Source organism: Prochlorococcus sp. MIT2302, from assembly GCF_059772385.1.
The window spans coordinates 1,765,732-1,790,610 of sequence record NZ_CM186285.1; the positions used below are offsets into that span (position 1 = coordinate 1,765,732).

Annotated in this window: 28 protein-coding genes, 4 tRNA genes and 3 rRNA genes; 20 read left to right on the forward strand and 15 right to left on the reverse strand. The window is 39.0% G+C overall.

Annotated elements, in window-relative coordinates; translation table 11 throughout:
- Window positions 1–153: 153 nt before the first annotated feature.
- Genes AC6EI2_RS10095 through ctpZ form a run of 3 tightly spaced genes read right to left on the reverse strand, consistent with a single transcriptional unit; the run spans window position 154 to window position 3,375 of the window.
- Window positions 154–801: a septum site-determining protein MinC gene (locus AC6EI2_RS10095; RefSeq protein WP_498462201.1), complete on the reverse strand. Its 648-nt coding sequence runs from the start codon at window positions 799–801 to the stop codon at window positions 154–156.
- A 2-nt stretch (window positions 802–803) separates the two neighbouring features.
- Window positions 804–2,063: an HD domain-containing protein gene (locus AC6EI2_RS10100; RefSeq protein ID WP_498462202.1), complete on the reverse strand. Its 1,260-nt coding sequence runs from the start codon at window positions 2,061–2,063 to the stop codon at window positions 804–806.
- A gap of 10 nt (window positions 2,064–2,073) precedes the next feature.
- A complete protein-coding gene (ctpZ, locus tag AC6EI2_RS10105) occupies window positions 2,074–3,375 on the reverse strand; it encodes a carboxyl-terminal processing protease CtpZ (protein ID WP_498463488.1) in 1,302 nt (433 codons plus the stop codon).
- Between the two features lie 69 nt (window positions 3,376–3,444).
- Between ctpZ and petB the strand changes: the two genes are divergently transcribed.
- Complete coding sequence (gene petB, locus AC6EI2_RS10110) at window positions 3,445–4,101, forward strand: cytochrome b6 (protein ID WP_413389834.1); 657 nt, start codon at window positions 3,445–3,447, stop codon at window positions 4,099–4,101.
- 48 nt (window positions 4,102–4,149) lie between these two features.
- Window positions 4,150–4,632, forward strand: a complete 483-nt coding sequence (gene petD, locus AC6EI2_RS10115) for a cytochrome b6-f complex subunit IV (protein WP_498462203.1) — start codon at window positions 4,150–4,152, stop codon at window positions 4,630–4,632.
- Window positions 4,633–4,637: 5 nt separating this feature from the next.
- Here the strand turns inward: petD and AC6EI2_RS10120 are convergent, their stop codons facing one another.
- Window positions 4,638–6,080, reverse strand: coding sequence for a glycoside hydrolase 100 family protein (locus AC6EI2_RS10120; protein ID WP_498462204.1), 1,443 nt, complete (start codon window positions 6,078–6,080; stop codon window positions 4,638–4,640).
- Window positions 6,081–6,717: 637 nt separating this feature from the next.
- Here AC6EI2_RS10120 and AC6EI2_RS10125 point away from each other — a divergent pair.
- From AC6EI2_RS10125 to rrf, 5 genes are all read left to right on the forward strand, one after another.
- Window positions 6,718–8,202: ribosomal RNA gene (locus tag AC6EI2_RS10125) — 16S ribosomal RNA — on the forward strand.
- Window positions 8,203–8,369: 167 nt separating this feature from the next.
- Window positions 8,370–8,443, forward strand: a tRNA-Ile gene (locus AC6EI2_RS10130).
- A 9-nt stretch (window positions 8,444–8,452) separates the two neighbouring features.
- A tRNA-Ala gene (locus tag AC6EI2_RS10135) sits at window positions 8,453–8,525 on the forward strand.
- A gap of 305 nt (window positions 8,526–8,830) precedes the next feature.
- Window positions 8,831–11,706 (forward strand): 23S ribosomal RNA (locus AC6EI2_RS10140).
- Window positions 11,707–11,795: 89 nt separating this feature from the next.
- Window positions 11,796–11,912 (forward strand): 5S ribosomal RNA (gene rrf, locus AC6EI2_RS10145).
- Together the 16S, 23S and 5S rRNA genes with 2 tRNA genes alongside form the textbook arrangement of a ribosomal RNA operon.
- A gap of 48 nt (window positions 11,913–11,960) precedes the next feature.
- Here the strand turns inward: rrf and AC6EI2_RS10150 are convergent.
- Together AC6EI2_RS10150 and AC6EI2_RS10155 are read right to left on the reverse strand one after the other, a co-directional pair.
- Window positions 11,961–12,809 (reverse strand): DNA-formamidopyrimidine glycosylase, encoded by an 849-nt coding sequence (locus AC6EI2_RS10150; protein WP_498462205.1) that lies wholly within the window; start codon window positions 12,807–12,809, stop codon window positions 11,961–11,963.
- 14 nt (window positions 12,810–12,823) lie between these two features.
- Complete coding sequence (locus AC6EI2_RS10155) at window positions 12,824–13,042, reverse strand: photosystem I reaction center subunit IV (protein ID WP_498462206.1); 219 nt, start codon at window positions 13,040–13,042, stop codon at window positions 12,824–12,826.
- Window positions 13,043–13,245: 203 nt separating this feature from the next.
- On the opposite strand from AC6EI2_RS10155, the gene AC6EI2_RS10160 reads away from it, so the two are divergent.
- A complete protein-coding gene (locus AC6EI2_RS10160; RefSeq protein WP_498462207.1) occupies window positions 13,246–14,295 on the forward strand; it encodes a hypothetical protein in 1,050 nt (349 codons plus the stop codon).
- Window position 14,296: 1 nt separating this feature from the next.
- Here the strand turns inward: AC6EI2_RS10160 and AC6EI2_RS10165 are convergent, their stop codons facing one another.
- Together AC6EI2_RS10165 and AC6EI2_RS10170 are read right to left on the reverse strand one after the other, a co-directional pair.
- Window positions 14,297–15,157, reverse strand: coding sequence for a LysM peptidoglycan-binding domain-containing protein (locus tag AC6EI2_RS10165; RefSeq protein ID WP_498462208.1), 861 nt, complete (start codon window positions 15,155–15,157; stop codon window positions 14,297–14,299).
- Window positions 15,158–15,200: 43 nt separating this feature from the next.
- A complete protein-coding gene (locus AC6EI2_RS10170; RefSeq protein WP_498462209.1) occupies window positions 15,201–16,580 on the reverse strand; it encodes an aldehyde dehydrogenase family protein in 1,380 nt (459 codons plus the stop codon).
- A gap of 209 nt (window positions 16,581–16,789) precedes the next feature.
- Here AC6EI2_RS10170 and AC6EI2_RS10175 point away from each other — a divergent pair, with 209 nt between their 5' ends.
- Both AC6EI2_RS10175 and AC6EI2_RS10180 read left to right on the forward strand, forming a co-directional pair.
- Complete coding sequence (locus tag AC6EI2_RS10175) at window positions 16,790–17,113, forward strand: hypothetical protein (protein WP_498462210.1); 324 nt, start codon at window positions 16,790–16,792, stop codon at window positions 17,111–17,113.
- A 78-nt stretch (window positions 17,114–17,191) separates the two neighbouring features.
- Complete coding sequence (locus tag AC6EI2_RS10180) at window positions 17,192–17,941, forward strand: TVP38/TMEM64 family protein (protein WP_498462211.1); 750 nt, start codon at window positions 17,192–17,194, stop codon at window positions 17,939–17,941.
- A 59-nt stretch (window positions 17,942–18,000) separates the two neighbouring features.
- Here AC6EI2_RS10180 and AC6EI2_RS10185 read toward each other — a convergent pair whose 3' ends face one another.
- Entirely contained in the window at window positions 18,001–18,162 is a 162-nt protein-coding gene (locus tag AC6EI2_RS10185; RefSeq protein ID WP_498462212.1) for a DUF4278 domain-containing protein, read from the reverse strand.
- A gap of 194 nt (window positions 18,163–18,356) precedes the next feature.
- Here AC6EI2_RS10185 and AC6EI2_RS10190 point away from each other — a divergent pair, with 194 nt between their 5' ends.
- From AC6EI2_RS10190 to AC6EI2_RS10215, 6 genes are all read left to right on the forward strand, one after another.
- Window positions 18,357–18,482 carry a hypothetical protein gene (locus AC6EI2_RS10190; protein ID WP_498462213.1) on the forward strand — a complete coding sequence of 42 codons (126 nt, stop codon included), beginning with the start codon at window positions 18,357–18,359 and terminating at the stop codon, window positions 18,480–18,482.
- A 1,015-nt stretch (window positions 18,483–19,497) separates the two neighbouring features.
- Window positions 19,498–19,704 carry a CAB/ELIP/HLIP family chlorophyll-binding protein gene (locus AC6EI2_RS10195; RefSeq protein WP_498462214.1) on the forward strand — a complete coding sequence of 69 codons (207 nt, stop codon included), beginning with the start codon at window positions 19,498–19,500 and terminating at the stop codon, window positions 19,702–19,704.
- 20 nt (window positions 19,705–19,724) lie between these two features.
- Window positions 19,725–19,844, forward strand: a complete 120-nt coding sequence (locus AC6EI2_RS10200) for a high light inducible protein (protein ID WP_011294968.1) — start codon at window positions 19,725–19,727, stop codon at window positions 19,842–19,844.
- Entirely contained in the window at window positions 19,844–19,993 is a 150-nt protein-coding gene (locus tag AC6EI2_RS10205; protein ID WP_011823187.1) for a high light inducible protein, read from the forward strand. Before AC6EI2_RS10200 ends, AC6EI2_RS10205 begins: the two co-directional genes overlap by 1 nt.
- On the forward strand, window positions 19,993–20,139 hold the full coding sequence (locus tag AC6EI2_RS10210) for a high light inducible protein (RefSeq protein ID WP_498462215.1): 147 nt from the start codon (window positions 19,993–19,995) through the stop codon (window positions 20,137–20,139). The genes AC6EI2_RS10205 and AC6EI2_RS10210 overlap by 1 nt, the downstream gene beginning before the upstream one ends.
- 20 nt (window positions 20,140–20,159) lie before the next feature.
- A complete protein-coding gene (locus AC6EI2_RS10215; RefSeq protein WP_498462216.1) occupies window positions 20,160–20,264 on the forward strand; it encodes a high light inducible protein in 105 nt (34 codons plus the stop codon).
- Window positions 20,265–20,548: 284 nt separating this feature from the next.
- Here the strand turns inward: AC6EI2_RS10215 and AC6EI2_RS10220 are convergent, their stop codons facing one another.
- Window positions 20,549–20,656 carry a high light inducible protein gene (locus AC6EI2_RS10220; RefSeq protein WP_011125327.1) on the reverse strand — a complete coding sequence of 36 codons (108 nt, stop codon included), beginning with the start codon at window positions 20,654–20,656 and terminating at the stop codon, window positions 20,549–20,551.
- A 389-nt stretch (window positions 20,657–21,045) separates the two neighbouring features.
- On the opposite strand from AC6EI2_RS10220, the gene AC6EI2_RS10225 reads away from it, so the two are divergent.
- The 3 genes from AC6EI2_RS10225 (at window position 21,046) to AC6EI2_RS10235 (ending at window position 22,753) form a co-directional block, all read left to right on the forward strand.
- Entirely contained in the window at window positions 21,046–21,306 is a 261-nt protein-coding gene (locus AC6EI2_RS10225) for a hypothetical protein (protein WP_498462217.1), read from the forward strand.
- 167 nt (window positions 21,307–21,473) lie between these two features.
- The gene (locus AC6EI2_RS10230; protein WP_498462218.1) at window positions 21,474–21,755 is read left to right on the forward strand and encodes a DUF1651 domain-containing protein; all 282 of its coding nucleotides are present in this window, start codon (window positions 21,474–21,476) and stop codon (window positions 21,753–21,755) included.
- Window positions 21,756–22,576: 821 nt separating this feature from the next.
- On the forward strand, window positions 22,577–22,753 hold the full coding sequence (locus AC6EI2_RS10235; protein WP_498462219.1) for a hypothetical protein: 177 nt from the start codon (window positions 22,577–22,579) through the stop codon (window positions 22,751–22,753).
- 23 nt (window positions 22,754–22,776) lie between these two features.
- Here AC6EI2_RS10235 and AC6EI2_RS10240 read toward each other — a convergent pair whose 3' ends face one another.
- The 4 genes from AC6EI2_RS10240 to AC6EI2_RS10255 form a co-directional block, all read right to left on the reverse strand.
- A complete protein-coding gene (locus AC6EI2_RS10240) occupies window positions 22,777–23,037 on the reverse strand; it encodes a hypothetical protein (RefSeq protein ID WP_498462220.1) in 261 nt (86 codons plus the stop codon).
- Window positions 23,034–23,174: a hypothetical protein gene (locus AC6EI2_RS10245; RefSeq protein ID WP_498462221.1), complete on the reverse strand. Its 141-nt coding sequence runs from the start codon at window positions 23,172–23,174 to the stop codon at window positions 23,034–23,036. The genes AC6EI2_RS10240 and AC6EI2_RS10245 overlap by 4 nt, the downstream gene beginning before the upstream one ends.
- A 507-nt stretch (window positions 23,175–23,681) precedes the next feature.
- Window positions 23,682–23,753 (reverse strand) — tRNA-Thr (locus AC6EI2_RS10250).
- A gap of 11 nt (window positions 23,754–23,764) precedes the next feature.
- Window positions 23,765–23,846: transfer RNA gene (locus AC6EI2_RS10255), tRNA-Tyr, on the reverse strand.
- A gap of 226 nt (window positions 23,847–24,072) precedes the next feature.
- On the opposite strand from AC6EI2_RS10255, the gene AC6EI2_RS10260 reads away from it, so the two are divergent.
- Window positions 24,073–24,462, forward strand: coding sequence for a DUF3804 family protein (locus AC6EI2_RS10260; protein ID WP_498462222.1), 390 nt, complete (start codon window positions 24,073–24,075; stop codon window positions 24,460–24,462).
- Window positions 24,463–24,496: 34 nt separating this feature from the next.
- Here AC6EI2_RS10260 and AC6EI2_RS10265 read toward each other — a convergent pair whose 3' ends face one another.
- The gene (locus tag AC6EI2_RS10265) at window positions 24,497–24,856 is read right to left on the reverse strand and encodes a hypothetical protein (protein WP_498462223.1); all 360 of its coding nucleotides are present in this window, start codon (window positions 24,854–24,856) and stop codon (window positions 24,497–24,499) included.
- Between the last annotated feature and the right edge of the window lie 23 nt (window positions 24,857–24,879).

Below are 24,879 nucleotides of genomic sequence, written 5' to 3' on the forward strand. Positions count from 1 at the left end.
GATTCGTCAAACTTTAGTTCGATTTTGATGAAGAAAAAAGCTTTATTGTGAGATCGGTTGCATTGGGTTTGCTTTTGAAGACATCTCTCAGGTTTTAAGGAGGAATTTCCTCTTGTTTCTGTTTGTAAGTTTTAGTTACTTTGATTTATTGAACTATGTTGTCTCGAGAGGGGAAATTATAATTTCTTCGGCATATATTCTTGCTTGTTCTGCGACACCAAGTTGAGGCTTCTCCTTGGGTCCTCTAGCTACTTTTTTAGCTATTCTGAGTTGAACAGGTCTGAGTTGAAGTGCGGAAATAGTTGCTTTAGAGTTACCTTCGCTGCCTGCATGGGCAATTCCTAGAAGTCTTCCCCAAATAATAATATTTCCCTCTGCACTAACTTTTGCCCCTGGATTAACATCTCCAAGTATTAACAAATCCCCAGGGCTTTCAATATATTCCCCTGATCTGACAGTTCCTTGATGAAAGTTTGTTTTTGAAAAAGTTAAAATTTTTTCATTTATCTCCAAGGGTAGATTTGAATTATTTTCAAGAATGAATTGAGAATTGTAACCTAGTGATTGAGAGCTTACTATTGTTTTTGATGATGTTGAACAAAAACCAATTATTTTACAATTGTAGTGATTAGCAATTGCGTTTACTTCCATTATATTTTTACATGAAAGATCTAAACTTTTACAATCGATCTCTATTGTTCTTGAGTTCAAAATTTTCAATTTATTTTTTAAACAAATTATCCAATCTGAATATTTATGATCTTTGATATTGATAATGATTTTTTGAGGTTTTGAGTTCATTTTTAATTATGTTTGATTTTGATCTTCTCTATTTCTATTTTTAAGTCACTTTCTATTTCCTTTGGATAGATTAACCATGAAGATTGGTTAGGCTCAATTAATCTTTCAACTAATGGTGATGCTTTCTCTAGAGCCTGTAGATTTTTTCCATCCCATATACGAAGACCATGTTTATAAGGATGATAGCTTTTAACTATTTGCTCTCGTAATCCACATGAAATATCTGGTTCAATATAATATTTTTCTGATAATATTCTAGCTTTTGCTAGAGCTTCTAGCCTTGTCTCTAATGAGAAGGAGGATATATTTAATGCTTTTAATAAATTTCTATTTATAAAACGTTTGCAGAGATTAGATAGATTATCCGAATCAGATTCTTGCCATTTATTGATATGGTAACCAGTCACTATGTCATCATTAGATAAAAAACATTCTAGACTCATTTTTTCATGATTCCATAACCATTCAGACATGTTTTCATCAGCCCATAGTTTTTTAGGGCCAATCTTTCTTGCTGTTTGTATGATTTGCTCTAATAACCAATTGCAAACCTCGTTTAGTCTATGATTATATACGCTCCTGTACATTAGATTTCTTATTACTAAATAATGTTCAACTGCCATTAAACCTTTAGGCTGAATTGCTAAATCTCCATCTGGTGCAATTATCATTGCTGAGATTATTCGATCGATATCTAGCTGTCCATACCTTGCTCCTGTTGTATAACTGTCTCTCATTAGGTAGTCGAGCCTATCACAATCAAGCTGACTACTTATTAAGGCAATTATTGATTTTTCTGATGCTTTCCTTGATTGGATTAAATCTGAAATTGCTTTTGCATTTCCTTTACCATATTTATTAAGTATCGTAGCAATCTCTTGATTTGAATTTATTAATTTTGCCGTCCATGTTTCATGCTTAATTTTGAATATTTCCTCACTTGTATGACTTAGTGGTCCGTGACCTAGATCATGTAAAAGAGCTGCACCGTAGAGAATGAATTTGTGCTCTTTTAATTTAGAATTAAATACAGACAAATGATCTATTGCTCTTCTTGCAATATGAAATACGCCAAGAGAATGAGTGAATCTGCTTGATTCTGCACCATGAAATGTTAAATATGCAGGACCTAGTTGTTTAATTCTTCTCAATCTTTGAAAGGGGGAGGAATCTATTAATTCCATCACCATTTTTTCTTCAGGGATTGAGCTGTTTAATGAAATTGATTGATGTAGAGGATCGTAATAAGTTCTTATTGGCATGCTTGCTCGTTTATTCGCTAGTTATTTGTTCTTCTTTTTCTAGACTTTCTTTTAATAATTTCTCTGAGACTTCCTCTTTGTCCAATGTGGCTTGCATGATCAGCTCAGCATCTGAAAGCCACCTGTCTTCATCAGAGCCTGGGTTAAGGGGCTCAGGCATCTCTAAGAGTCGGTCAGGATCTATTCCAAGATTCTGTATGTCCCTTCCGCTTGGAGTTAAATAGCTGGCAACTGTTACCGCTAAACCACTACCGTCACTGAGATTGCTCAAAGATTGTATTAGGCCTTTGCCAAAAGTTTTACTGCCTATAAGTTCAGATCTTTTATTATCTTGTAAGGCCCCAGCAAGAATTTCACTAGCACTAGCTGTACCCTCATTTACAAGCGTAACCATAGGTCCGTCATAAAGGGTTTCTATCCCAGAGCCGATAGGATCATTTATTGCATCTCTCTTCTTAGTTTCAACAATCGGCATGTCGCTGAGGAAATCATCTGCAACGGCAAGTCCTGAACTTACAAGACCTCCGGAGTTATTTCGTAAATCCAAAATCAGTCCATCTATTTCTTTAACAGTCAGTTCCTCCAGTGCTTCTTTGACTTGCTCAGGCACTCCCTCGCTAAATTGTGTAATTCTCAAGTAACCAAATGTATGAGATTCATTTCTTATCCTTTTGGTTCTAACTGGTCTTAAATCAACACTTCTTCTTTCTAAAGAAATTTCTTTGATTTCATTGTCAGGTTGCTCTAATTCAACAATTACTTGAGTTCCGGTTTGCCCTCTCAATTTTGCTGCCGTTGCTTCAAGTCCCAGTTGCTTTGGAGATTGCCCATTAACTTTTTTTAAGATTGTTCCACTTGTTATGCCTGCATCTGCGGAGGGAGAGCCTTCAAGGGGAGAAATGACAACTATTTCACCATCCTCTTTTCTCGCTCCCAATTGAAGCCCAACACCATTGATTTCACTACCTATGTTGCTTTTTTTCATTGCTTCGTAATCGTTAGGTCTCAATAGGCGCGTGTAAGGGTCACCGAGAGGAAGAAGCATTGCTTCTATTGCTGAATAGGCTTGCTGAGAATTGTTTATTGGTTTTTCAAGGGCTTTTTGACGAAGTTTCTTCCATTGAATTTCATCAAATTTATTAGGTGCCAGGTAACCCTCGTTTACTAAATTCCAGGCTTCAATAACAAGCATTTGTCCATCATTCAGAGCAAAAGCTGGTTTTATTAAAACTTGAAAGAAAATTCCGAAACTAATTAAAAATGCAAAAATTCTTTGCAGTGATTTAGTCAAAGATTTAACAGATGAAAACATTGGATTGATCTTTTGCAGCGACCATGGAGCACATCGAGTAAGATATTTGGAAACACTAATCATAATTGGATGGCGAATTCTTCACCGGTTTATGACTGGTTTCAGGAACGTCTTGAGATTCAGGACATAGCTGATGATGTCACCTCAAAATACGTACCTCCACATGTCAACATTTTTTATTGCCTTGGTGGGATAACACTGGTTTGTTTTTTGATTCAGTTCGCGACTGGATTCGCGATGACCTTTTACTACAAACCCACAGTAACTGAAGCTTATAGCTCAGTGAGCTATTTGATGACAGACGTAAGTTTTGGTTGGTTGATTAGATCAGTTCATCGCTGGAGTGCCTCAATGATGGTACTGATGCTTATTCTGCATGTTTTTCGTGTTTATTTGACTGGAGGTTTCAAAAGGCCAAGAGAACTGACATGGATTACTGGTGTGGTAATGGCAGTTATAACAGTTGCTTTTGGTGTTACTGGATATTCATTGCCTTGGGATCAAGTTGGTTATTGGGCTGTGAAAATTGTTTCTGGTGTCCCAGCTGCGATACCTGTTATTGGGGACTTCATGGTTGAACTTCTTAGAGGTGGTGAAAGTGTTGGTCAGACTACTTTGACAAGGTTTTATAGCCTCCATACCTTTGTCATGCCCTGGCTTCTAGCAGTTTTTATGCTCATGCATTTTCTTATGATTAGGAAACAGGGTATTTCTGGTCCTTTATAGTAAAAGAAATAATAATTTTTAATCTCTAAATCAAAATTTTCCTAAATCATGTCAACTCTTAAAAAGCCTGACTTATCAGATACCAAGTTAAGAGCAAAGCTTGCTAAAGGGATGGGTCATAACTATTACGGAGAACCAGCTTGGCCCAATGATCTTTTGTACATTTTCCCAGTAGTTATTCTTGGAACCATAGCTTGTGTAGTTGGCTTGGCAGTTCTTGATCCTGCATTTTTAGGAGACAAAGCTAACCCTTTTGCAACTCCATTAGAGATTCTCCCTGAATGGTACTTGTATCCAGTCTTTCAAATTCTACGAGTAGTTCCTAATAAGTTACTTGGCATCGCCCTTCAAACATTAATACCTTTGGGCTTGATGATTCTTCCTTTTATTGAGAATATCAATAAATTTGCCAATCCTTTTAGAAGACCAGTTGCAATGTCATTCTTTCTCTTTGGGACAGTTTTAACTATGTATCTAGGCATAGGAGCTTGTTTACCTATTGATAAATCTTTGACTCTAGGTTTGTTTTAGAATTTTTAATCTAAATCAAGCATCAATACATCATCGGGTTCAGCTCTCAATAAATGATGCATTAACAAAAATCCAACAATAGTCCAAGTTTGATAAGTCCTTGATTGTTGACCAACCCATGTACCTGTTGGCCCATCAAAATACTCTGCCCATTTTTGTCTTGGTAGTTGATTTAATTGACTCCAATAACATTCTTCAACAAGAGCTCTCATTTGCCCCATGAGTAAAACATCGGCTTTTGGGTAACGTTTTTCATGAAGCAAAATGGAAGCGCCAAAAAACCATAAAAGGCTAGGCCAATGCCCTCCATTGTGATAACTCCATGGCCAGTTTTTGGGGTCTGAACCGGTTTTATTTTGCCATTCCTCTATGTCCATTGGTGGATGACAAATCCTCATTGGCATTTGTGCCATAAGGTGTTCACGGTTGTGTAATACAAGGCGAAATAATGCTCTCTGCTGTGGGGCAGTTAGTACTCCGAACATACATGCTAAGGAATTTCCCAAGCTATAAAAACGAAAATCTGGTCTACCAGTTCTTATATTTCCAATAAGGTATCCACCCCTATTCTCAAGCCAATCTTGAAGCCATGAAGGGACTACTTGTGGCTGGACATTAAATTCATTTTGATGTTGATCTTCACCATATTGCTCGGTTGGTCTTCTTCTAAGGACTTGCATTGTTTTGCTTGTAACCCAATAATGCTTCAAAAGAAATTGGCGAAGATCATGTACCCATTGATTTGTTAAAACAAGTCTTTGATCAAGTAATCGACTTTTTTGATGTTTCCTACTTAACTCCATTAGTTGAATGCAACTTTTTAGACATGCATGCAACAAAACCTCCACTTCAAGAGGAGCTCCCCAAACATCCATAGGTCGATCGATCATGAATGAGCAATCTGGGACGAATAAAACTGGATTGCCTTCAAAAGTTGGATGAAGAACTAAATCAAGAAGAAGTTGGATACCTCTTTGAACCTGTTGACTTGTTCCGAAACTTTGATCGCCACTTTTTCTTACATATAGCCAACAAAGTACTGGCCACCATAAGCTGGCATCTGCAGAGGTGATTCTTCCTATTGATCTCTGCCCATAATCTGCTATTAATTTTCCTTTTTCTTCAACAAAGCTTGTTGGGAAAACGCCTCGAGTTTGATATGTAGTACTTTGCAGATCTAGACTTACTGTCAAGAACTTCTTGACTATGTCGAATCGTTTTTGCGTTAACAGATAGATCATGACTGGAACGTTATCCCTTAAAAAAATCTCTCCGTAATTGAGGGCATCATTTTTTGTTGGGTGCTCCAAGGCCGCAACACTTCCTGCGATATCTCCAGAAATTTCAATTAGAGTTTTTTCAAAATGCTCCTTAGCTCTTGCAACAACTTTATCTTCATTTGAATTGGGACGTACCCTTTTATGCTGTTGGCTAAAACGTGCGGGCATTAAGATAATCTCTTGCCATCGCTAAAAGCTAGTTATGGCTTACTCATTTGCTTTTCATAGTAAGAGGTAAAACATTTCAATTGCAACTTTGTTGCAAGTAAGTACTCCTAGGGTCTACAATATTTTTCTGCGCGAAAGTTAATCTTGAGCGTACTCATTTGGCAAAAATTACGAAAGTTTTTTTGTTAGATGGGAGTTTTACAACATTTGAAGACTAAACCCTTCTGTGCTGTAAGCTGAAAAACGGTCGAAAGATCGAAAATGTTTTGGCTATTTTGGTCAAGACAGAACCTAGACAACTTAAAAGTTTAGGAACTGACGCTTTTATCGCGTCTGGTTCGTAATGAATCGGATGTATTGCGATAAAGGTGTGAGGTCCCGTCAAAAGAAATTAGTTGCATAATCTTGCGGCGATTTTCAATTTGAGTTTCACGGCTCAAATCGATTTAATTAGCTACAAGAGAAGGCAACGACGGATCTGAGATCCGGGAAAGTCACGAAGATAAAACTAAGTGCACTCTTTAGAACCCTTATGAAAATAAGGTGGCAACAATCACAAACAGTACGCCAGTGCTGTCATTTGTGGGAGAAGCAAATCAGACTGAGTAAAATCAATTTTTTACAATAGGGCCTGACTACAACGGAGAGTTTGATCCTGGCTCAGGATGAACGCTGGCGGCGTGCTTAACACATGCAAGTCGAACGAACCTTCGGGTTAGTGGCGGACGGGTGAGTAACGCGTGGGAATCTGCCCTCAGGAGGGGGATAACGGTTGGAAACGACCGCTAATACCCCATATGCCGAGAGGTGAAATGAATTTCGCCTGAGGATGAGCCCGCGTCTGATTAGCTTGTTGGTGAGGTAATGGCTCACCAAGGCTTCGATCAGTAGCTGGTCTGAGAGGATGATCAGCCACACTGGGACTGAGACACGGCCCAGACTCCTACGGGAGGCAGCAGTGGGGAATTTTCCGCAATGGGCGAAAGCCTGACGGAGCAACGCCGCGTGAGGGACGAAGGCCTCTGGGCTGTAAACCTCTTTTCTCAAGGAAGAAGATATGACGGTACTTGAGGAATAAGCCACGGCTAATTCCGTGCCAGCAGCCGCGGTAATACGGGAGTGGCAAGCGTTATCCGGAATTATTGGGCGTAAAGCGTCCGCAGGCGGCCTTTCAAGTCTGCTGTTAAAGCGTGGAGCTTAACTCCATCATGGCAGTGGAAACTGATTGGCTTGAGTATGGTAGGGGCAGAGGGAATTCCCGGTGTAGCGGTGAAATGCGTAGATATCGGGAAGAACACCAGTGGCGAAGGCGCTCTGCTGGGCCATTACTGACGCTCATGGACGAAAGCCAGGGGAGCGAAAGGGATTAGATACCCCTGTAGTCCTGGCCGTAAACGATGAACACTAGGTGTCGGGGGAATCGACCCCTTCGGTGTCGTAGCTAACGCGTTAAGTGTTCCGCCTGGGGAGTACGCACGCAAGTGTGAAACTCAAAGGAATTGACGGGGGCCCGCACAAGCGGTGGAGTATGTGGTTTAATTCGATGCAACGCGAAGAACCTTACCAGGGCTTGACATCCTGCGAACCTTTAAGAAATTAGAGGGTGCCTTCGGGAACGCAGTGACAGGTGGTGCATGGCTGTCGTCAGCTCGTGTCGTGAGATGTTGGGTTAAGTCCCGCAACGAGCGCAACCCACGTTTTTAGTTGCCAGCATTTAGTTGGGCACTCTAGAAAGACCGCCGGTGATAAACCGGAGGAAGGTGTGGATGACGTCAAGTCATCATGCCCCTTACGTCCTGGGCTACACACGTACTACAATGCTACGGACAAAGGGCAGCAAACTCGCGAGAGCTAGCAAATCCCATAAACCGTGGCTCAGTTCAGATCGTAGGCTGCAACTCGCCTACGTGAAGTAGGAATCGCTAGTAATCGCAGGTCAGCATACTGCGGTGAATACGTTCCCGGGCCTTGTACACACCGCCCGTCACACCATGGAAGTTGGCCACGCCCGAAGTCGTTACTTTAACCCTTGTGGAGAAGGACGCCGAAGGTGGGGCTGATGACTGGGGTGAAGTCGTAACAAGGTAGCCGTACCGGAAGGTGCGGCTGGATCACCTCCTAACAGGGAGACAATTAATAGATTGTGATGTCTAAGTGATTTATTCTTAGGCCGCAATCCTGTCACCTCAAGGTCGATCGGTACCTCAGATTATTGGATTAATTTATATTTAATTCTTTGATTTCAGTTCCTAAACTTGTCTAGGTCACACCCAACAAAAGGTTTCTCCTGGGCCATTAGCTCAGGTGGTTAGAGCGCACCCCTGATAAGGGTGAGGTCCCTGGTTCAAGTCCAGGATGGCCCATTCGTTGTTGGGGGTATAGCTCAGTTGGTAGAGCGCCTGCTTTGCAAGCAGGATGTCAGCGGTTCGAGTCCGCTTACCTCCACTGAAACCTATCCTGATAACAAAATTTCCGGAGAAAACTCTTAGATGTGACTTAGAATTGTCTACCTGAAAGAACCTAGCTTCTTATCATCTATTTAAAGTTGATAATATGCTGGGCTCCCATGGATTTATTCTGTGAGAATTCAGTAGAACCTTGAAAACTGCATAGATTAGAAAGAATAAAGCATCTCATGGATGCATTGTTTTGGTTTGATTTTTTAGTGTAATAACTAAATTATTTTTCTCAAAATACATGTTTAATTCTTGAGTAATAGCCGAGCACAATTGATTTTGTGATTGTATTAAGGTCAAGCTACAAAGGGCTCATGGCGGATACCTTGGCACACAGAGGCGATGAAGGACGTGGTTACCTGCGATATGTCTCGGGGAGCTGGATACACGCTTTGATCCGGGAATTTCCGAATGGGGCAACCCTTAGAACGGCCAGCTGAATATATAGGCTGGCACGAGCCAACCCAGCGAACTGAAACATCTTAGTAGCTGGAGGAAAGGAAAGTAAATAACGACTCCCTAAGTAGCGGCGAGCGAACGGGGAATAGCCCAAACCGATAGTTTCGACTATCGGGGTTGTGGGACAGAAATGTGGACCAACAAACCTAGAAGAAACGCTTGAATGGCGTGCCACAGAGGGTGAAAGCCCCGTAATCGAAAGGAGAGTTGGCCTATCTGTATCCCGAGTAGCACGGAGCACGTGGAATTCCGTGTGAATCTACGAGGACCACCTCGTAAGGCTAAGTACTCCTGTGTGACCGATAGTGAAACAGTACCGTGAGGGAAAGGTGAAAAGAACCCCGGGAGGGGAGTGAAATAGAACATGAAACCATGAGCCTACAAGCAATGGGAGCCCGACTTATCGGGTGACCGTGTGCCTGTTGAAGAATGAGCCGGCGACTTATAGGCACTGGCGGGTTAAACCGAGAATGGTGGAGCCATAGCGAAAGCGAGTCTGAATAGGGCGTTTTGTCAGTGTTTATAGACCCGAACCCTGGTGATCTAACCATGGCCAGGATGAAGCTTGGGTGATACCAAGTGGAGGTCCCAACCGACTGACGTTGAAAAGTCACCGGATGAGCTGTGGTTAGGGGTGAAATGCCAATCGAACCAGGAGCTAGCTGGTTCTCCCCGAAATACGTTGAGGCGTAGCGTCTAGTGCTCCAGCAGGGGGGTAAAGCGACCATTTCGGTGCGGGCTGCGAGAGCGGTACCAAATCGTGATGAACTCTGAATACCCTGTGTGTAACTAGGCAGTCAGACTGTGGGGGATAAGCTCCATAGTCGAAAGGGAAACAGCCCAGACCGCCAGCTAAGGTCCCAAAATCAACACTAAGTGATAAAGGAGGTGGGATTGCCCAGACAACCAGGAGGTTTGCTTAGAAGCAGCCATCCTCAAAGGAGTGCGTAATAGCCCACTGGTCGAGCGATCCTGCGCCGAAAATGAACGGGGCTAAGTGTTGTACCGAAGCTGCGGATTTATTTATAAATGGTAGGGGAGCGTTCTATGTGGGGTGAAGCGTTAGCGTAAGCGGGCGTGGACTGCATAGAAGTGAGAATGTCGGCTTGAGTAGCGAAAACATGGGTGAGAATCCCATGCCCCGAAACCCTAAGGGTTCCTCCGGCAGGCTCGTCCGCGGAGGGTTAGTCTGGTCCTAAGGTCAGGCCGAAAGGCGTAGTCGATGGATAACAGGTCAACATTCCTGTACCAGTTATGTTTTGGGAAGGGGGACGGAGAAGGCTAGCCAATCCAGATGTTGGTTACTGGTTCAAGCGTTCGAGGCTTTGAGGAACGGAGAAAACGTTCTGAGCTAAGGCGTGAGTACGAGCTGCCACGGCAGCGAAGTTGGTGATGTCATGCTTCCAAGAAAATCCCTATACCCGTTAAGGCATAACTGCCAGTACCCGAAACCGACACAGGTGGGGTGGTAGAGAATACCGAGGGGCGCGAGATAACTCTCTCTAAGGAACTCGGCAAAATGGTCCCGTAACTTCGGGAGAAGGGATGCCAGCGCAAGCTGGTCGCAGTGAAGAGGCCCAGGCGACTGTTTACCAAAAACACAGGTCTCCGCTAAGTCGCAAGACGATGTATGGGGGCTGACACCTGCCCAGTGCCGGAAGGTTAAGGAAGCCGGTTAGCGTAAGCGAAGCTAGTGACTGAAGCCCCGGTGAACGGCGGCCGTAACTATAACGGTCCTAAGGTAGCGAAATTCCTTGTCGGGTAAGTTCCGACCCGCACGAAAGGTGTAACGATCTGGGCGCTGTCTCGGAGAGAGGCTCGGCGAAATAGAATTGTCTGTGAAGATGCGGACTACATACACCCGGACAGAAAGACCCTATGAAGCTTTACTGCAGGTTGGTATTGTTCTCGGGCTCTGAATGCGCAGGATAGGTGGGAGACATTGATGTAGTGCTTTTGGGTGCTACTGAGTCAACGGTGAGATACCACTCTTTCAGAGCTAGAGATCTAACGTTTACCCGTTATCCGGGAAACGGACAGTATCTGCTGGGCAGTTTGACTGGGGCGGTCGCCTCCTAAAAGGTAACGGAGGCGCACAAAGGTTTCCTCAGGCTGGTTGGAAATCAGTCGTCGAGTGCAAAAGCAGAAGGAAGCTTGACTGTGAGACCTACAAGTCGAACAGGGACGAAAGTCGGTTTTAGTGATCCGACGGTTCTGAGTGGAAGGGCCGTCGCTCAACGGATAAAAGTTACTCTAGGGATAACAGGCTGATCTCCCCCAAGAGTTCACATCGACGGGGAGGTTTGGCACCTCGATGTCGGCTCATCGCAACCTGGGGCTGAAGTCGGTCCCAAGGGTTGGGCTGTTCGCCCATTAAAGCGGTACGCGAGCTGGGTTCAGAACGTCGTGAGACAGTTCGGTCCATATCCGGTGTATGCGCAGGAATATTGAGAGGATTTCTCCCTAGTACGAGAGGACCGGGAGGAACGCACCTCTGGTGTACCAGTTATCGTGCCAACGGTAAACGCTGGGTAGCCATGTGCGGAGTGGATAACCGCTGAAAGCATCTAAGTGGGAAGCCCACCTCAAGATGAGTATTCCCATGGTTTAAACCAGTAAGATCACGGGAAGAACACCCGTTGATAGGCTCTACGTGGAAGTCTGGTAACAGATGCAGCGGAGGAGTACTAATAGATCGAGGGCTTGACCTTCTTTTGCTTTTATTCAAATTATTGTTTTATTCTTTCAATTTATTTTTAATAATATCTATGCAGTTTTCAGGGTTCATAAACAACACTTTCCTGGTGTTCATGGCGATGTGGAACCACTCCGATCCATCTCGAACTCGGTTGTGAAACGCATCAGCGGCGAAGATATTTGGGGGGTAGCCCCCTGAGAAAATAGCTCAATGCCAGGTAAAATTATTTAAAAAGGGTTCATACAAGAACCCTTTTTTGATGCTTAATTATTTTTGGCAATTAGGACACCAGTGTGTGCTCCTGCCACAGAGTTTCTCTCGCACTATTTTTTCTCCACATTTTTTACAACTTTTACCACCTCTTCTGTATACGAAGGCTTGTCCACCATATTTTCCATTTGCTCCTTCTAAATCTCTAAAATCACTAAAAGTTGTTCCGCCTTCTCCAATACTTATAGTTAAAATTTTGACAAGACTTTTACAAAGCCTTTTTAATTCAGAGCTTTTTAAATTTCTACTTTCAGTTTTTGGATTAATACATGCATCAAATAATGCCTCATCTGCATATATATTCCCAACACCAGCGACAGTCTCTTGATCTAACAATGATGATTTAATTGAACGAGTTCTTTTCTTCAAATATTTTTCTAAATAACTGCTATTAAAAGCTTCACTAAATGGTTCTGGGCCTAATTTTTTAATTCCAGAAACAATTTCTGACACCGATTTTGACGACGGCACGTACCACATCTGTCCGAAATTTCTGATATCTATAAACCGAAGTTCTTTGCCATTCTTTTCTAAAAACCTAACTCTAGTATGAGCACAAGGGTTTATATGTTTTTCAAGTAATATAAATTGGCCTGTCATTCTAAGGTGAACGACTAAATAACCTTTGCTTATTTTGTTTTGTGATTGTAAAGATCCTATTAAATATTTTCCTCTTCTTTCCCAATTACCTAAATAGCTACTTTTAATATTATTAATAAAATTTTTAGATCCTCCAATACTTGCAATTGAACGTTCTTTTAATACTTCTATTCTTTGAATATAAAAATTTTTTAGATGTTTCTCAAGTCCCTTTCTAACTGTCTCAACTTCAGGTAATTCTGGCAAAAGTAATAATACTGCTAACTTGCAGCAGCTTCTAACTCGTTTACTGAAAATTGGCTGGTGTTGGCCCCGCCATCAACACCGCTAAAAGCTTTGAAATCACATTTTTCGAATTTGACAGTCACTGGGTATCTCATCGCTGGAGATTTGTCGATAGAGACAATTTCTCCAATTTGATTGAACCAGTAGGATTCTTGACGCAAAATGCGCACCTTATCTTTTCTTGCAAAGCTCATCTGACTTCTCTGTATTGATTTTATATTATTATTATCTATCAAAATTGGAAATATTTGTAGATGTGTCACAGACTGTCGCTGCTATCCTGAAAAGTAGATCGCTATTAAAGATTTTTACTTTCAGATAAAAATAGTTCATATTGATTTTCGGACGAATTTTCAATTAGCTTTGAAATATTAACCTTATAACGATTTTATTTTTTGTGATATCACAACCATCTTTAGACCCATCTTCTATATCGTTTGATTTGCCTGATCCTGATCAAGATGATTTAAGCAATATTGACTTCATTGAGAAATTAGAAAATGCATGGTCTCTATGCGAACAGTTCGATTTGCAAACTGAAATTTGGCGAGGAAGGATTTTACGTGTTGTTAGAGATAGAGAAAAGAGAGGCGGCGATGGAAGAGGTACAGGTTTTTTGCAGTGGTTAAGAGAGATGGAAATTAGTAAAAGCAAAGCATATTCCCTTATCCAGTTAGCTGATTCCTCAGATAATCTTGTGGGTGATGGAATTCTTGAAGAATCAAGTGTAAATAATTTTTCTAAAAGAGCTTTTATTGAAACTGCGCAAGCTGCGCCTGAGATTCAATATATGGTTTCTGAAGCTGCCAATGAAGGGAAGGATATAACCAGAAGACAAGTAAAGAGTCTTACTGACGAATTTATGGCCGCAACCAGTTCTCTTTTGCCTGTTGAAATTAGAGAAAAAACACAATCAAATCTATTACCAGCCAAGTTCGTTGCTCCATTGGTAAGAGAATTATCTAAGTTATCGCCTATTCAGCAAGAAGAAATATGTGAAACTTTACGAGAAAATCCTGAAATTGATTCGGTCAAAGACATGACGAATACTGCTAAATGGATCGGCAAGTCTTTAGATGCTTCTCTAGCTTTAAGAGCTTTTCAAAATAAGGATTTAGATTTAGATAAAGCCACTCAAGAAGCGCTCAGGTTGGATTCTTTAGGATTGCTTGCAGATGCTTTTGGACAGGCAAAAACTATAGAGAGCTCTATCTTGAAGTTTCACTCTGCTTGGAAAAGATTAGAGGGTTTGCAAGAGAGATTATGGGTCGAGTCTGGCAGTAGCACTCCTTATTTAAGAGAGCTTTTAGATACGCTTCAAACTCTGACTGGTTCAACTATAAGAGTTTCTCTTGGAGAACTTTCTGGGGGGAAAAGGTTGAGATTGCAACTTGTTGAGGAAGACACTGAAAGATTGGATCCTCCTTCCCTTGATATGAATAAATAATTCACATTCTAAAATCCTGAGTACAAAAATCATTGAGTAATTTAAATTCAAAATCGGTCTCAGGAAAATACCAACTTGTCCAGTAAGAATTATTTAATGTATTATTTAATGTTCTTTTTTTGCAGTTAAGAGCTAAGTAAAAAGATTTATTATTTTTTGTTTTTGCTAGAGCAATATAATTACCATCAAGATATGTCCAGTCTGACCAATTGATGATTAATGAGCCATATTTTAGCCATTTAGAAGATTTATTTTTTCTTAGTTTTAATTTTGTATTAGGATTGACTTTTGAAGTGTTTTTCAAGTTATTCAAAATATTAATTTCTTCTATTGGGACTTGGTGTATCTTCGCAATTGACGAAATATCCTCTGATTTCGAGGTTTGATGGTAAAAAACCTTATTACTTGCTAAGTTGGTACTTTTATCATTAACTACTTCTCTATAGTTTGATCCTCTCGGCAGTATGATAATTTGACCTAGTTCGAGGAAAGAATTATTTCCTAAATTATTAATAGAAATAAGATCTTTTAAATTTGCATTATATTCTCTTGCGATTTTATAAAGAGTATCTCCTTCAACAACTTCATGAACAAGGTTGTCAACTTTTGTATCTTTATCATTATTATTTATAGGTATTACTATCGCTTTACCTGCAATTATTTGGGTTGCATCATTGAAATTATTTTTATACATTAGCTCTTTCAAAGACACTCCATATCGACTAGATATCTTTAAGAGTGTGTCGTCACTTCTAGCAATAATTTTTGTTTCTGCGTTAACATGTATGGCAAATGTTGATAAGAATAAAACAATACTATTAAGATAAAACAGATTAACAGTTGTTTTTATCTTTGTGATCATTTCTATCGCAATTAATAATCCATCTCATAAATTTACGCTAATTTTAACCTATTAACTTATTCAGTAAAGATAAATCCAGCTTATAGGGAGGATACCTGAAATTAAGATCTAGCCAAAAAGGTCTTTTTAGGACTGATTTGTAATGAGTAAAGTTATCAAAACCTGCTTTGCCGTGGTATTTCCCTATTCCACTTGAACCGACACCTCCGAATGGCAGTTCTGGTATTCCTGCTTGTAAAACTACATCATTAAAGCAAACACCTCCAGAAGAAGTCATTGCAAGTATTTTCCCCTGCTCGTTGCCACCCCCACCAAAAAGATAAAGGGCAAGGGGTTTAGGCAAAGACTTGAACTCTTTAATGGCCTCGTCGAGATTTTTAATAGGCAAAATAGGTAGCAATGGTCCAAAAAGTTCTTCCTTCATTAGTGGATCATTTCGATTCTCGATTTTGATAAGAGTAGGGCTAATCCTTCTATCTATTTCATTACTATCTCCTCCATATATTATCTGGCCATTCTTTTTAGCTTCTTTTAGTAGTTTATTAAGCCTATCAAATTGGTTTTTATTGATTATTCTCCCTAGATGTTGTGAATCTAGAGGAGTAGTTCCATAAAAATTATTGATCGAATTTTTTAAATTAGAGACTAAAGAATCAACAAGCTTATGCTCAACTAATAAATGATCCGGTGCAATACATGTTTGACCGGCATTTAGACTTTTTCCCCATATGATCCTTTTTGCAGTTACTTCAAGATTTGCACCATTAATAACAAAGGCTGGGCTTTTCCCTCCAAGCTCTAAAGTTACTGGAGTAAGATTTTTTGAAGCCGCTTCCATTACTTTTTTCCCTATATTTTCTCCACCGGTAAAAAAGATATGATCAAATTTTTGAGTTATTAAATCAGCAGCAGTACTTCCATCACCTTCAACAACTTGAGCGATCTCAGGCGGAAAATACTTTTCTATGAGATTTTTTATTAGATTTGAGACATTGGGTGCATGTTCTGAAGGCTTTAAAACTGCAGTGTTTCCAGCTGCCAATGCTCCTACTAGCGGCTGAAGGGTAAGAGAAAAAGGATAATTCCATGGACCAATTATCAGAATGCAGCCTAACGGATCTGGCTGAACAAGTGCTTGAGCAGGCCGTAAAGATATAGGGACATTTATTTTTTTCGCCTTCATCCAGCTGGATAAATTTTTCTGTGCCAATTTTATTTCTTGTTTGACAGCAATAATTTCAAAGAAACCCTCTGTAGGAGGTTTCCCTAAATCCTGATGTAAAGCATTTAATATTTGCTGTTGATGATTTTCTAATAAATTTGATAAGACGTGAAGCTGTTTCCTCCGCCATTTCTCACTTCTTGTCATGCCGGACAAAACTATTTCTTGTAACTGATTAAGTAGGAAATTTTTTGATGACATTGAACTTTGAAGATTTTATTTCTTCTAACAAAATAAATCATTAATTGAGGGTTATGTCATGTGAAGATAGTCCCTAAGTACTTTTTGAGGTGTTTGACATTTTTGTTTCTACAATGTTAGATACGGTTTTGTGATGATTAATTGGATTAGTAATGAAATCTATGAAAGGTGCTAATCAGTATTTTTATTAAAAGAGAAGGGAAAGAACTTTGAGTATTATCTACGAGTTACTTTTGTATGATGTTGACAATAAAATATTATTTCTTAGTAATGAAAGATTGATTTATCATTTGTTAGTTATTTTTGCATTCTCTTTGGCTTTTATAGGTGTTGCCGAAGTAATGTACTGGTCATATAAGAAAGATTATCTTCGGGCGAAAGCTAAATATCTCCGAGAATTAATAGATCAAAAAAATGATTTAACTAGCATAAATGAACCTTTTTATACATGTGTATATGAGAAATGGAACTCTGGAGAAATGCCTCTAAGAGAGGCTAATACGCTTTGCAGCCTTAAGTTTGAGCAGAATTAGTAATTTTTATAGAAATTTTTTAAAAATTACATACTATAATTTGAACATAAATTTCGATTTTGTTTGAGAAAATATTTTATGGATAATAAGTCAATAAGTAGTAAATATTTTAGGTATGGAATACTAATTTTTTTTGTTATTACTTTAAGCATCTCTCTTGTTCGTTTTGATGTTAATATTATTAGTGATTTATTTTATGATATTGTTAGTAGTTTAAATACAAATAGTTTTTCCAGTTTAATATTAATATTCTTGTTGTTTTCATTAAGATCAATAAGTATTGTTATACCAGTTTTGCCTGGAACAATATTTTCAGTTGCTGCAGGTTTTCAGTTTGGCTTTACCCAAGGGTTAGTTATTATATTTTTTGCTGATTTTGTATCATGTTCGATATCATTTTTATTATCTAGAAAATTAGGGAGAAACTTTGTTGGTAAGTTGCTTGGCTCAAAGCAAATGAAACGAGTGGAAAGTATTAGCCAATATTATCTTGAAAATAATTATTTTCTGATGACTGCGCTTTTAATGTCTGGGTTCTTTGACTTCGTTTGTTATGCAATAGGACTAACAAAAATAACTTGGAAGAGGTTTATGCCTGCTCTTGTTTTTAGTATAATAATTTCAGATTCTCCTTTTGTTGCTAGTGGTTTTGCTGCAAGAAAAATTAAGGATATAGGTTTAAAAAATTTCCTACAAAAAATATTAAATGGTGAAATAAATATGATTTCAGGAAACTATCTTTTGCTATTTATAATATCCTTTTTTATAATTTTTGCCTTGGCTATGATGAATATATATTTGAACAAAAGATCCAAGATTATCAAGTGACTTTATTGTTTTACAAAAGCCCTTAAATTTAAAGGCTTTTGTAAATGAACTAATCGTGGCTAGCTTTGGTAAGATTTACCACGATAAGTAAGTTGTACATGCTGCTTTTCAGCGACTGACTTTTGCTGGTTGTACTTAAGACCTCTGTAGGTTAAAGACATTTTTTGCTCCGAAATATGCTCAAGTCCCCGTTCCTTGGCTTGAGTCAAACTGCGGCTCATCAATCGATGAGGTGAACGTTTTAGTAGTAATTGCTACAAAAATAATCTTAAACGAAAGATTCTCTTATGGGTGTTCAGCTTGTTACATAAAGCTTACTGTCTTTGCGTGGTAAGTAATTTTTTTATCTTTTATTCTTTATAACTTATCCATAGACATAAAAAATCATTTTTGCTTTACAAAATATTTTACTTGAATGCGATTATGCACAAGAGGAGCAGGTTTCCCTAAGGAAATCACAAGGAAAGAAAACCATGGGAATAAAGATGAAAGAGTATCAGATCGATTAAGTCTGACGAGTTGTCTTGCCAACATTGATTAAATAGATTCCTTTTTATCAGAACTAAGTTATTGTCATATGAAAATTCTGTTGCCTTTTTGTTTGAATAGAACCATCAGAAGCAATTCAACAACATAAATTTCTTAAAGACTCGATCAGGCTATCTGCTGATTAATTTTTTTTTTACCTCTTTGTTTGAGTTTGTTTTATGTTTTTTCTCGTATAACTTCGATTTATATTAGGTTTGAGGGGATAGGTTGAAATTTTGTCAATAGAGAAGTGAAGTGGTGTAAATAAGTCCTCACTTGGAATTCAAATATGTTTAAGAGAATATTTCTGTTCTCAGCAATTTAGTGCATTATGGTTTAGAAAGGTTTAACAGAACAACTCCTCACACATAGTTCTGTGCCAAAAAAGCATCCACTCTTTGAGCAGGATGCTTTTTTAGTGACTGAATGCATGTGCCAATTTTTAAACTCGCCTGCAAAGGGTTTTCCTTGGTTTTATTTCCATTAAATTAATTCAGTGAGGAGTTGAGATCCTCCGCAGTGGAAACAAGGAAACACTTGCGACTGATCTTCAAAAAAACCGCCATGTTAAAACTGGCGGTTTTTTTGTGTTTTCTTTGACTCCTCCTTTTAAGTCCTTTTTAATGATGTCATTTTTAATTAAGTAAATACGAAATTATCAACTTCATAAGCACTATCTGACAAAAGAAGTGCAGGAAGATTCCAAAAAACAATTAGTTTTACAGCAGTAGTTTTATCGATCGCAAACATGACTAAAGGTTTTGGGTCGCATCAAAGATTTGCGTGACATTAAAAGAAGGTTTCAAGTGATGGTAGGACGGCTGAAGTAGGGCTAACCAGTTCGGGCTATTTTTACTTACTAGAGTCATCAACAGATCTAATCATTGGATCAATATCTCTCTAATTAGTTGTTGTATTTACTGTTTGAGGTTTAAAGCTATTAAGTATTAGAAGAAGCCGTACCTGACCGTATCTACCCCTTAGAAAATTCATACTTTACATTACTTCACATCAATTCAATTCCAGTAATGACATCGTCTTCTTCATCTCAGGTAATCACTGAGTACGGCAAGCAAAACATCTTTGCTCGTGAAACACAGCCTCAGCTTGTCGAGGATTACACCAGCTATCCAGAAGAAGCAGAAAAGACAAATGGCCGTTGGGCAATGATCGGTATGGTTAGTCTTTTAGGTGCTTATTTCACAACAGGCCAAATCATTCCTGGAATTTTCTAAATCAATAACTACCAATAACAATGCAACCATCTAACAAAACAATCCTAGAAAGAAGCATCGGAAGACCAGCCATGATGGCATTCGTTCTTCTAACAGGTATCTACCTAACAACCGGTCAACTTATTCCAGGTGTCGTTTAATGACTACTCAAAACAACAACAACAGCAGAAACATTGATCCTGAAAAGGTAACTGCTGAAAGACTTAACGGCTATGCAGCATTGTTTGGATGCATTGCTCTAGTCGGTGCATATGCAACAACCGGTCAAATCATTCCAGGTTTCGTTTAATGAAAAACCAAACCACTGAAACGCCAAGACTAGAAGAAGGCAAAGTGTTTGCTGAACGACTCAATGGTCTAGCTGCATCTGTTGGTTGCCTAGCCCTTGTCGGCGCATATCTGACAACCGGCCAAATCATCCCAGGTGTTGTTTAACGAGCAAGGAAATTAGCTACTTGAAAACAGCAAAGCAAATGAATGGCCGTCTAGCGATGATGGGTTTATTAGCAGCAGTCATTAACTACGGAATAAAAGGCTGGATCGTTTCAGAAATAGTTTGATACTATTTTAAAACTGATCAGAAAACCTCTTATCTGCTATTGCAATAGGGGCTTTTTTGGTTTCCTATTCTTTAAAAACTAAAAATTAAATTTATGTGTACAGACAATAAAAAAATTTTTGTACACCATATTAAGCATATGGCTTTGTGATAGTAGGCGTGATCAATTAACTATAGTTGCACCAAAAAAAAAAGTTTTTAACCAGACCGTTAAAAACTTTTATTAGATCTTTTCAATAAATTTTGAAAGAATTGTTGATAAGGCTTAAATGGGTTGAGTTCCATTCAAAAAATGCCAGGAATGATTTGACCAGTTGTTGCGTAAGCGCCAAACGCTGCAACGAAACCAAGCATTGCTGCCCAACCGTTAAACTTTTCTGCTTCAGGAGTCATAACAAAAATAGAAATATAAAAAAAATATAAAGAAAAAATGTCGATACTGTGGGTTTTTGCTTAGGTGAATCAATTATGAATATTGATGAAGGCTATAATAAAAACTTATTTTTTATCAAAGTGCTCAAATCGTGCTGAATAAAAACAGATTCAAAAGATTGTTTAAAAAGGGTTCTGGCTGTGTACTGAAAAACTGTGGATTCTCTACCTCTTTTTTGCTTTAGAGCATCGTTTGCTCTGATGAATTCATTGCAAATGTCTCCTCTTTTACGGAAGTAATATTGACTTTATTGAGGCACAAAAACATTGCGATGCTTTCCTAGGTAGCCATCCGTGTAAGAGAGTGGATTGTCCTGAAATACTGGAAAGAGTATGGTTTTACTGATGAAATGTTGGAATCACGTAATCCTGGAATGTTGGATCGGTTGAGAAAGGGGTCTAATTGGGGAGGTGTTACTTTCACAGGTTGGCAAAGAGTTGCTTGGACTTCTCACATAGCAGAGTTGGTTGAGGAAAAGCACGGTTCAATGACCTGTACAAAAGATTTGTTTGTGCAGACCTGGAAAGAAATCATTTCTTCTGCCTATTTGGAAAGATTTTTTGGAAGCATGTCAGAAGGAGACATGAATCATTGGAAACTAATACGTTAAATCTCTCCTGCTTCTACCTCAACGAAAGATTCATATGCTTGACCACCTAGACAAAAGCAGTATATTTGTACTAGTTTAATCCCCATCACAAACAACAAAGGAAGCACCAGTGAGCAGGTGCTTTTTGTCTCTTCTTATTGATGACCCCACCATCTGACATCAGTTACATGAACGAACCAGCAAGAGAAATGAAACCCACTCCATCAGGATGGTTACTTGCACCTGCCAAAGATTTTTGTTTGCTCTTTATGCGTGACCCGAAATCTGCAATGGCATTTCCGACTGTCTTTACTCAACTTTGGTACTGCACAGAGCAAGGTATTCCAACCAAATTGAAGAACACCAGAAGACTTGATTACCTATCGTCTCATGAGACTTGGAATGAACTCATAGGTAATGGTTGGAAGTTAGTGCAACATCAATTCAATGCTTGTGTTGATGCTGCTTAAGTGTGGTAAATACCATAGATATTTTCATGTATTAGGAGTAGAAATAAATCAAGAGTCATAGCACTCTCGAAGATATTAAAAAGGGGATATGTGCATTGACTCTAGGGAGGAATCTCACACCTCCTGTAGTGGACAGAGAACACCTTTCGTGCGGTCTCTGCAATGGTCGGAACAACCCCAACCCCTGATTCATTTCAGGGGTTTTTCTTTTTCATTTTTCTTGCGATTAAGACAAAAGATAATGCTCCTGAAACAAGAATAATATCTATGAGTAAGTGATAATTAATATCCATAATTTAGTAAAAATACTCTGGTGCTTTTACCCCTAGTTTTAATTATTTTAATGGGTTACAAAAGATTCAGGAGTCAACGCACTTCAATAGGTCTGGAGTGATGGACTCAAAGGGAGCGACCAAAATCTCGCTCCCTTATTTAATGGAATTTGTAGGAAAGCACTACCTCAACCGAACAGCAAGACTGAAGAAGTTCTCTCTAAATTACTTGAAGATTGATGGCGTAATACGGAAGCGCCATCAAATTAGATCGGGGGACAGTCGGTGAAATCCTGTCCTCTCTTCGCTACTCAAAAAAGTTCATTAGGTCTGCACTTTTTGAGAATCTGAAGTGGTGGAATGTTCAACCTTTTCCCTTCAAAACATCCTCACAATTTTAGTTAACCCTCCTCTAGGAGGGTTTCTTTAATGAATTCAACTAGCAAAGCATCATTTGAAAAGAAGTCGTTTAAGGTTCTCCCTTTTCTTATTGGGGGAAAAATTATATTTGCCGTTTGGTTTGTTAACCACTTGGTTCAACTCTAATCAATGAGAAAAAAAGAGCATATTGAAGACTTAATTAGTTCCTCTCTGACAAAGATTTTAGAGAGATCAATGACTCTTGATAGGAAAGATCAAGTTGCAATTTATCAAGAGTTTAAAGAGTGGATTCATGGTGATACAAAAGAGGAAGACATTTGGGTTATCGATCGTCCAATCAAATAATTAAATCTTCAATCCCTTTTCAACTAATAGAGAACTCCATATTCTTCAAGATCTAATAACTCAAAACTGACATGCTTTCCTTCTAAATCTTTTGCTAAATCCTCAAAGTATCTCCCGTCTTCATCGTCAAATCCCAAATAATCTTTTTTATAGACATCCTTGTATTTTTCAAATGTTGCTTTCTGTTCCATTGGAAGTCTGTCGAAAAGGATCCGACTGATCAGAACGCTCGTTACTCCAGATAAAGATGGGTTCGCCACTCTACAAATTCCTCCGTAAATCATCTCATCGTGACCATATCTGGAGTGGTGCATTCAGATGGATATGAGATCACATTCTTTGCTGAAAAACCTGCACCTATAGCAACAAGTCCAATTACAAATATCCATTTAGATCTTTTACTGGAGAGAAGTCTGTTCATAGAATTAGTTTGTCGAAAGCGAAGGGCATGAGTCCTCCATCGACGCTAACAAGAATTTCTAAATCTAATGACATCCATTACAGATGGGGTGGTGATCTTTTGCATCGCTGCAACCCTCATAATCTTTGACGCTTTTTTCAATCTTCAAGAAAGGAATATTTGTAGATCAGAAGTCGCTCCTGATGCAAAAGACCAATAAAGAATTAAAGGCAATGTTGGTTGGTGTGAAATCAATTTCAAGTATGAGGAAATCTGAACTCGTAAATCTGGTATTACTTCATTCCTGATCCGTACACCTATGGACAACAAGTTGAAAATCTTGGGGACTTTTAGAACTTTCTTGGGGATCTTTTGGGGACTTTTGATTTTGAATTATTGAAGTATGCTGATAGTCCCTGATGGTTATCTGGTCGCAAATCCCCTCTAATAGCAACGACTTGGCATTAAAAAAGACCCCTATTGGGGTCTCTTGAATGCAGTTGAGTGTCTCTTTCGTCCCTCCGACGATGCCCTCGTCGGGACTTGAACCCGAGACCTCTCCCTTACCAAGGGAGTGCTCTACCGCTGAGCTACAAGGGCTTGTGGAAAGATGGGCCGGGTTGGATTTGAACCAACGTAGGCGTAGCCAGCGGATTTACAGTCCGCCCCCATTAACCACTCGGGCACCGACCCGATTTCTTTCCACGCAGCGTGGCATCTTTGCTTGACGCCAATCGAATATATATCCGATAAGAAAACTTGCCAAATCTTTTTTAGGGAGTGCTGTGATCTGTTGTAAGTCCATTTTTTAGTGCGTTTTATCCACTTCTCAATTCATTTCCTATTTGTTCAAATACATAAATGGCAGATACAGATTATTCGAATTGTGAGATGCTCTAGCGAAATACATTAAAAAACATTGTCTTCTGATTCACAGCAACTAGAAGCACTTATTCATGGCTTTACGGATAGGGCTCAAAACAAGACATTTTTGCCAGCTAACACTACAAATGATTTCTTGGCTATTAGACCAAGTGGAAACCCCATAACCGCGCAGGCTCTTGCAGGAATGTATGACAGTGCAGATTTGGTGATCGAACTCTCTGAATTAGTCAAGATTCATCGGCTAGAGGCTAATTCTGATTGGGGCTTTGCTGCATTCACCTTGAAAGAAGCATTTAGCTATAAAGGAGAGCGGAACAATGATTTATCTACTTATTCATTGATTTTCAAAAAAATTGATGGCATCTGGAAAATTTCATGGATGCAAAGATCTCAAGGAACTACTGATCTTTCAACGTGGGACTAACTAATACAGCAACTCATGAAAGGTGATATTGCTTTTACTTCTTGAATTTTAAAAGCTGTTTAATGACGGCTTTAATGCTAGAAATCCATCTCCCAGCTCGTGAAGAAGATGTGAGGGATTTAGTCAACAGATCTATTTGTTCTTGTCTCTCTTTATATTTAATTTCCAGTTCGTTTTTTGCAATAACAAGGTTTTGAGTTTGAGTTGGGCAATCATTTTCTTTATTCCAATTATCGATATTTGCTTCTAATTCATTGATATCCATAGTTCTGTACTTGCTGATAAGTATTTGTAAATTATCAGGATCGGAACTCATGAAAAATGAATAATTTGGTGTGGTTCTAATGACTAAAATATAGCCTGCAATCAAAATATTAAGGGTGGGTAAACTCACTCATGTTCGGGCTATTTATACTT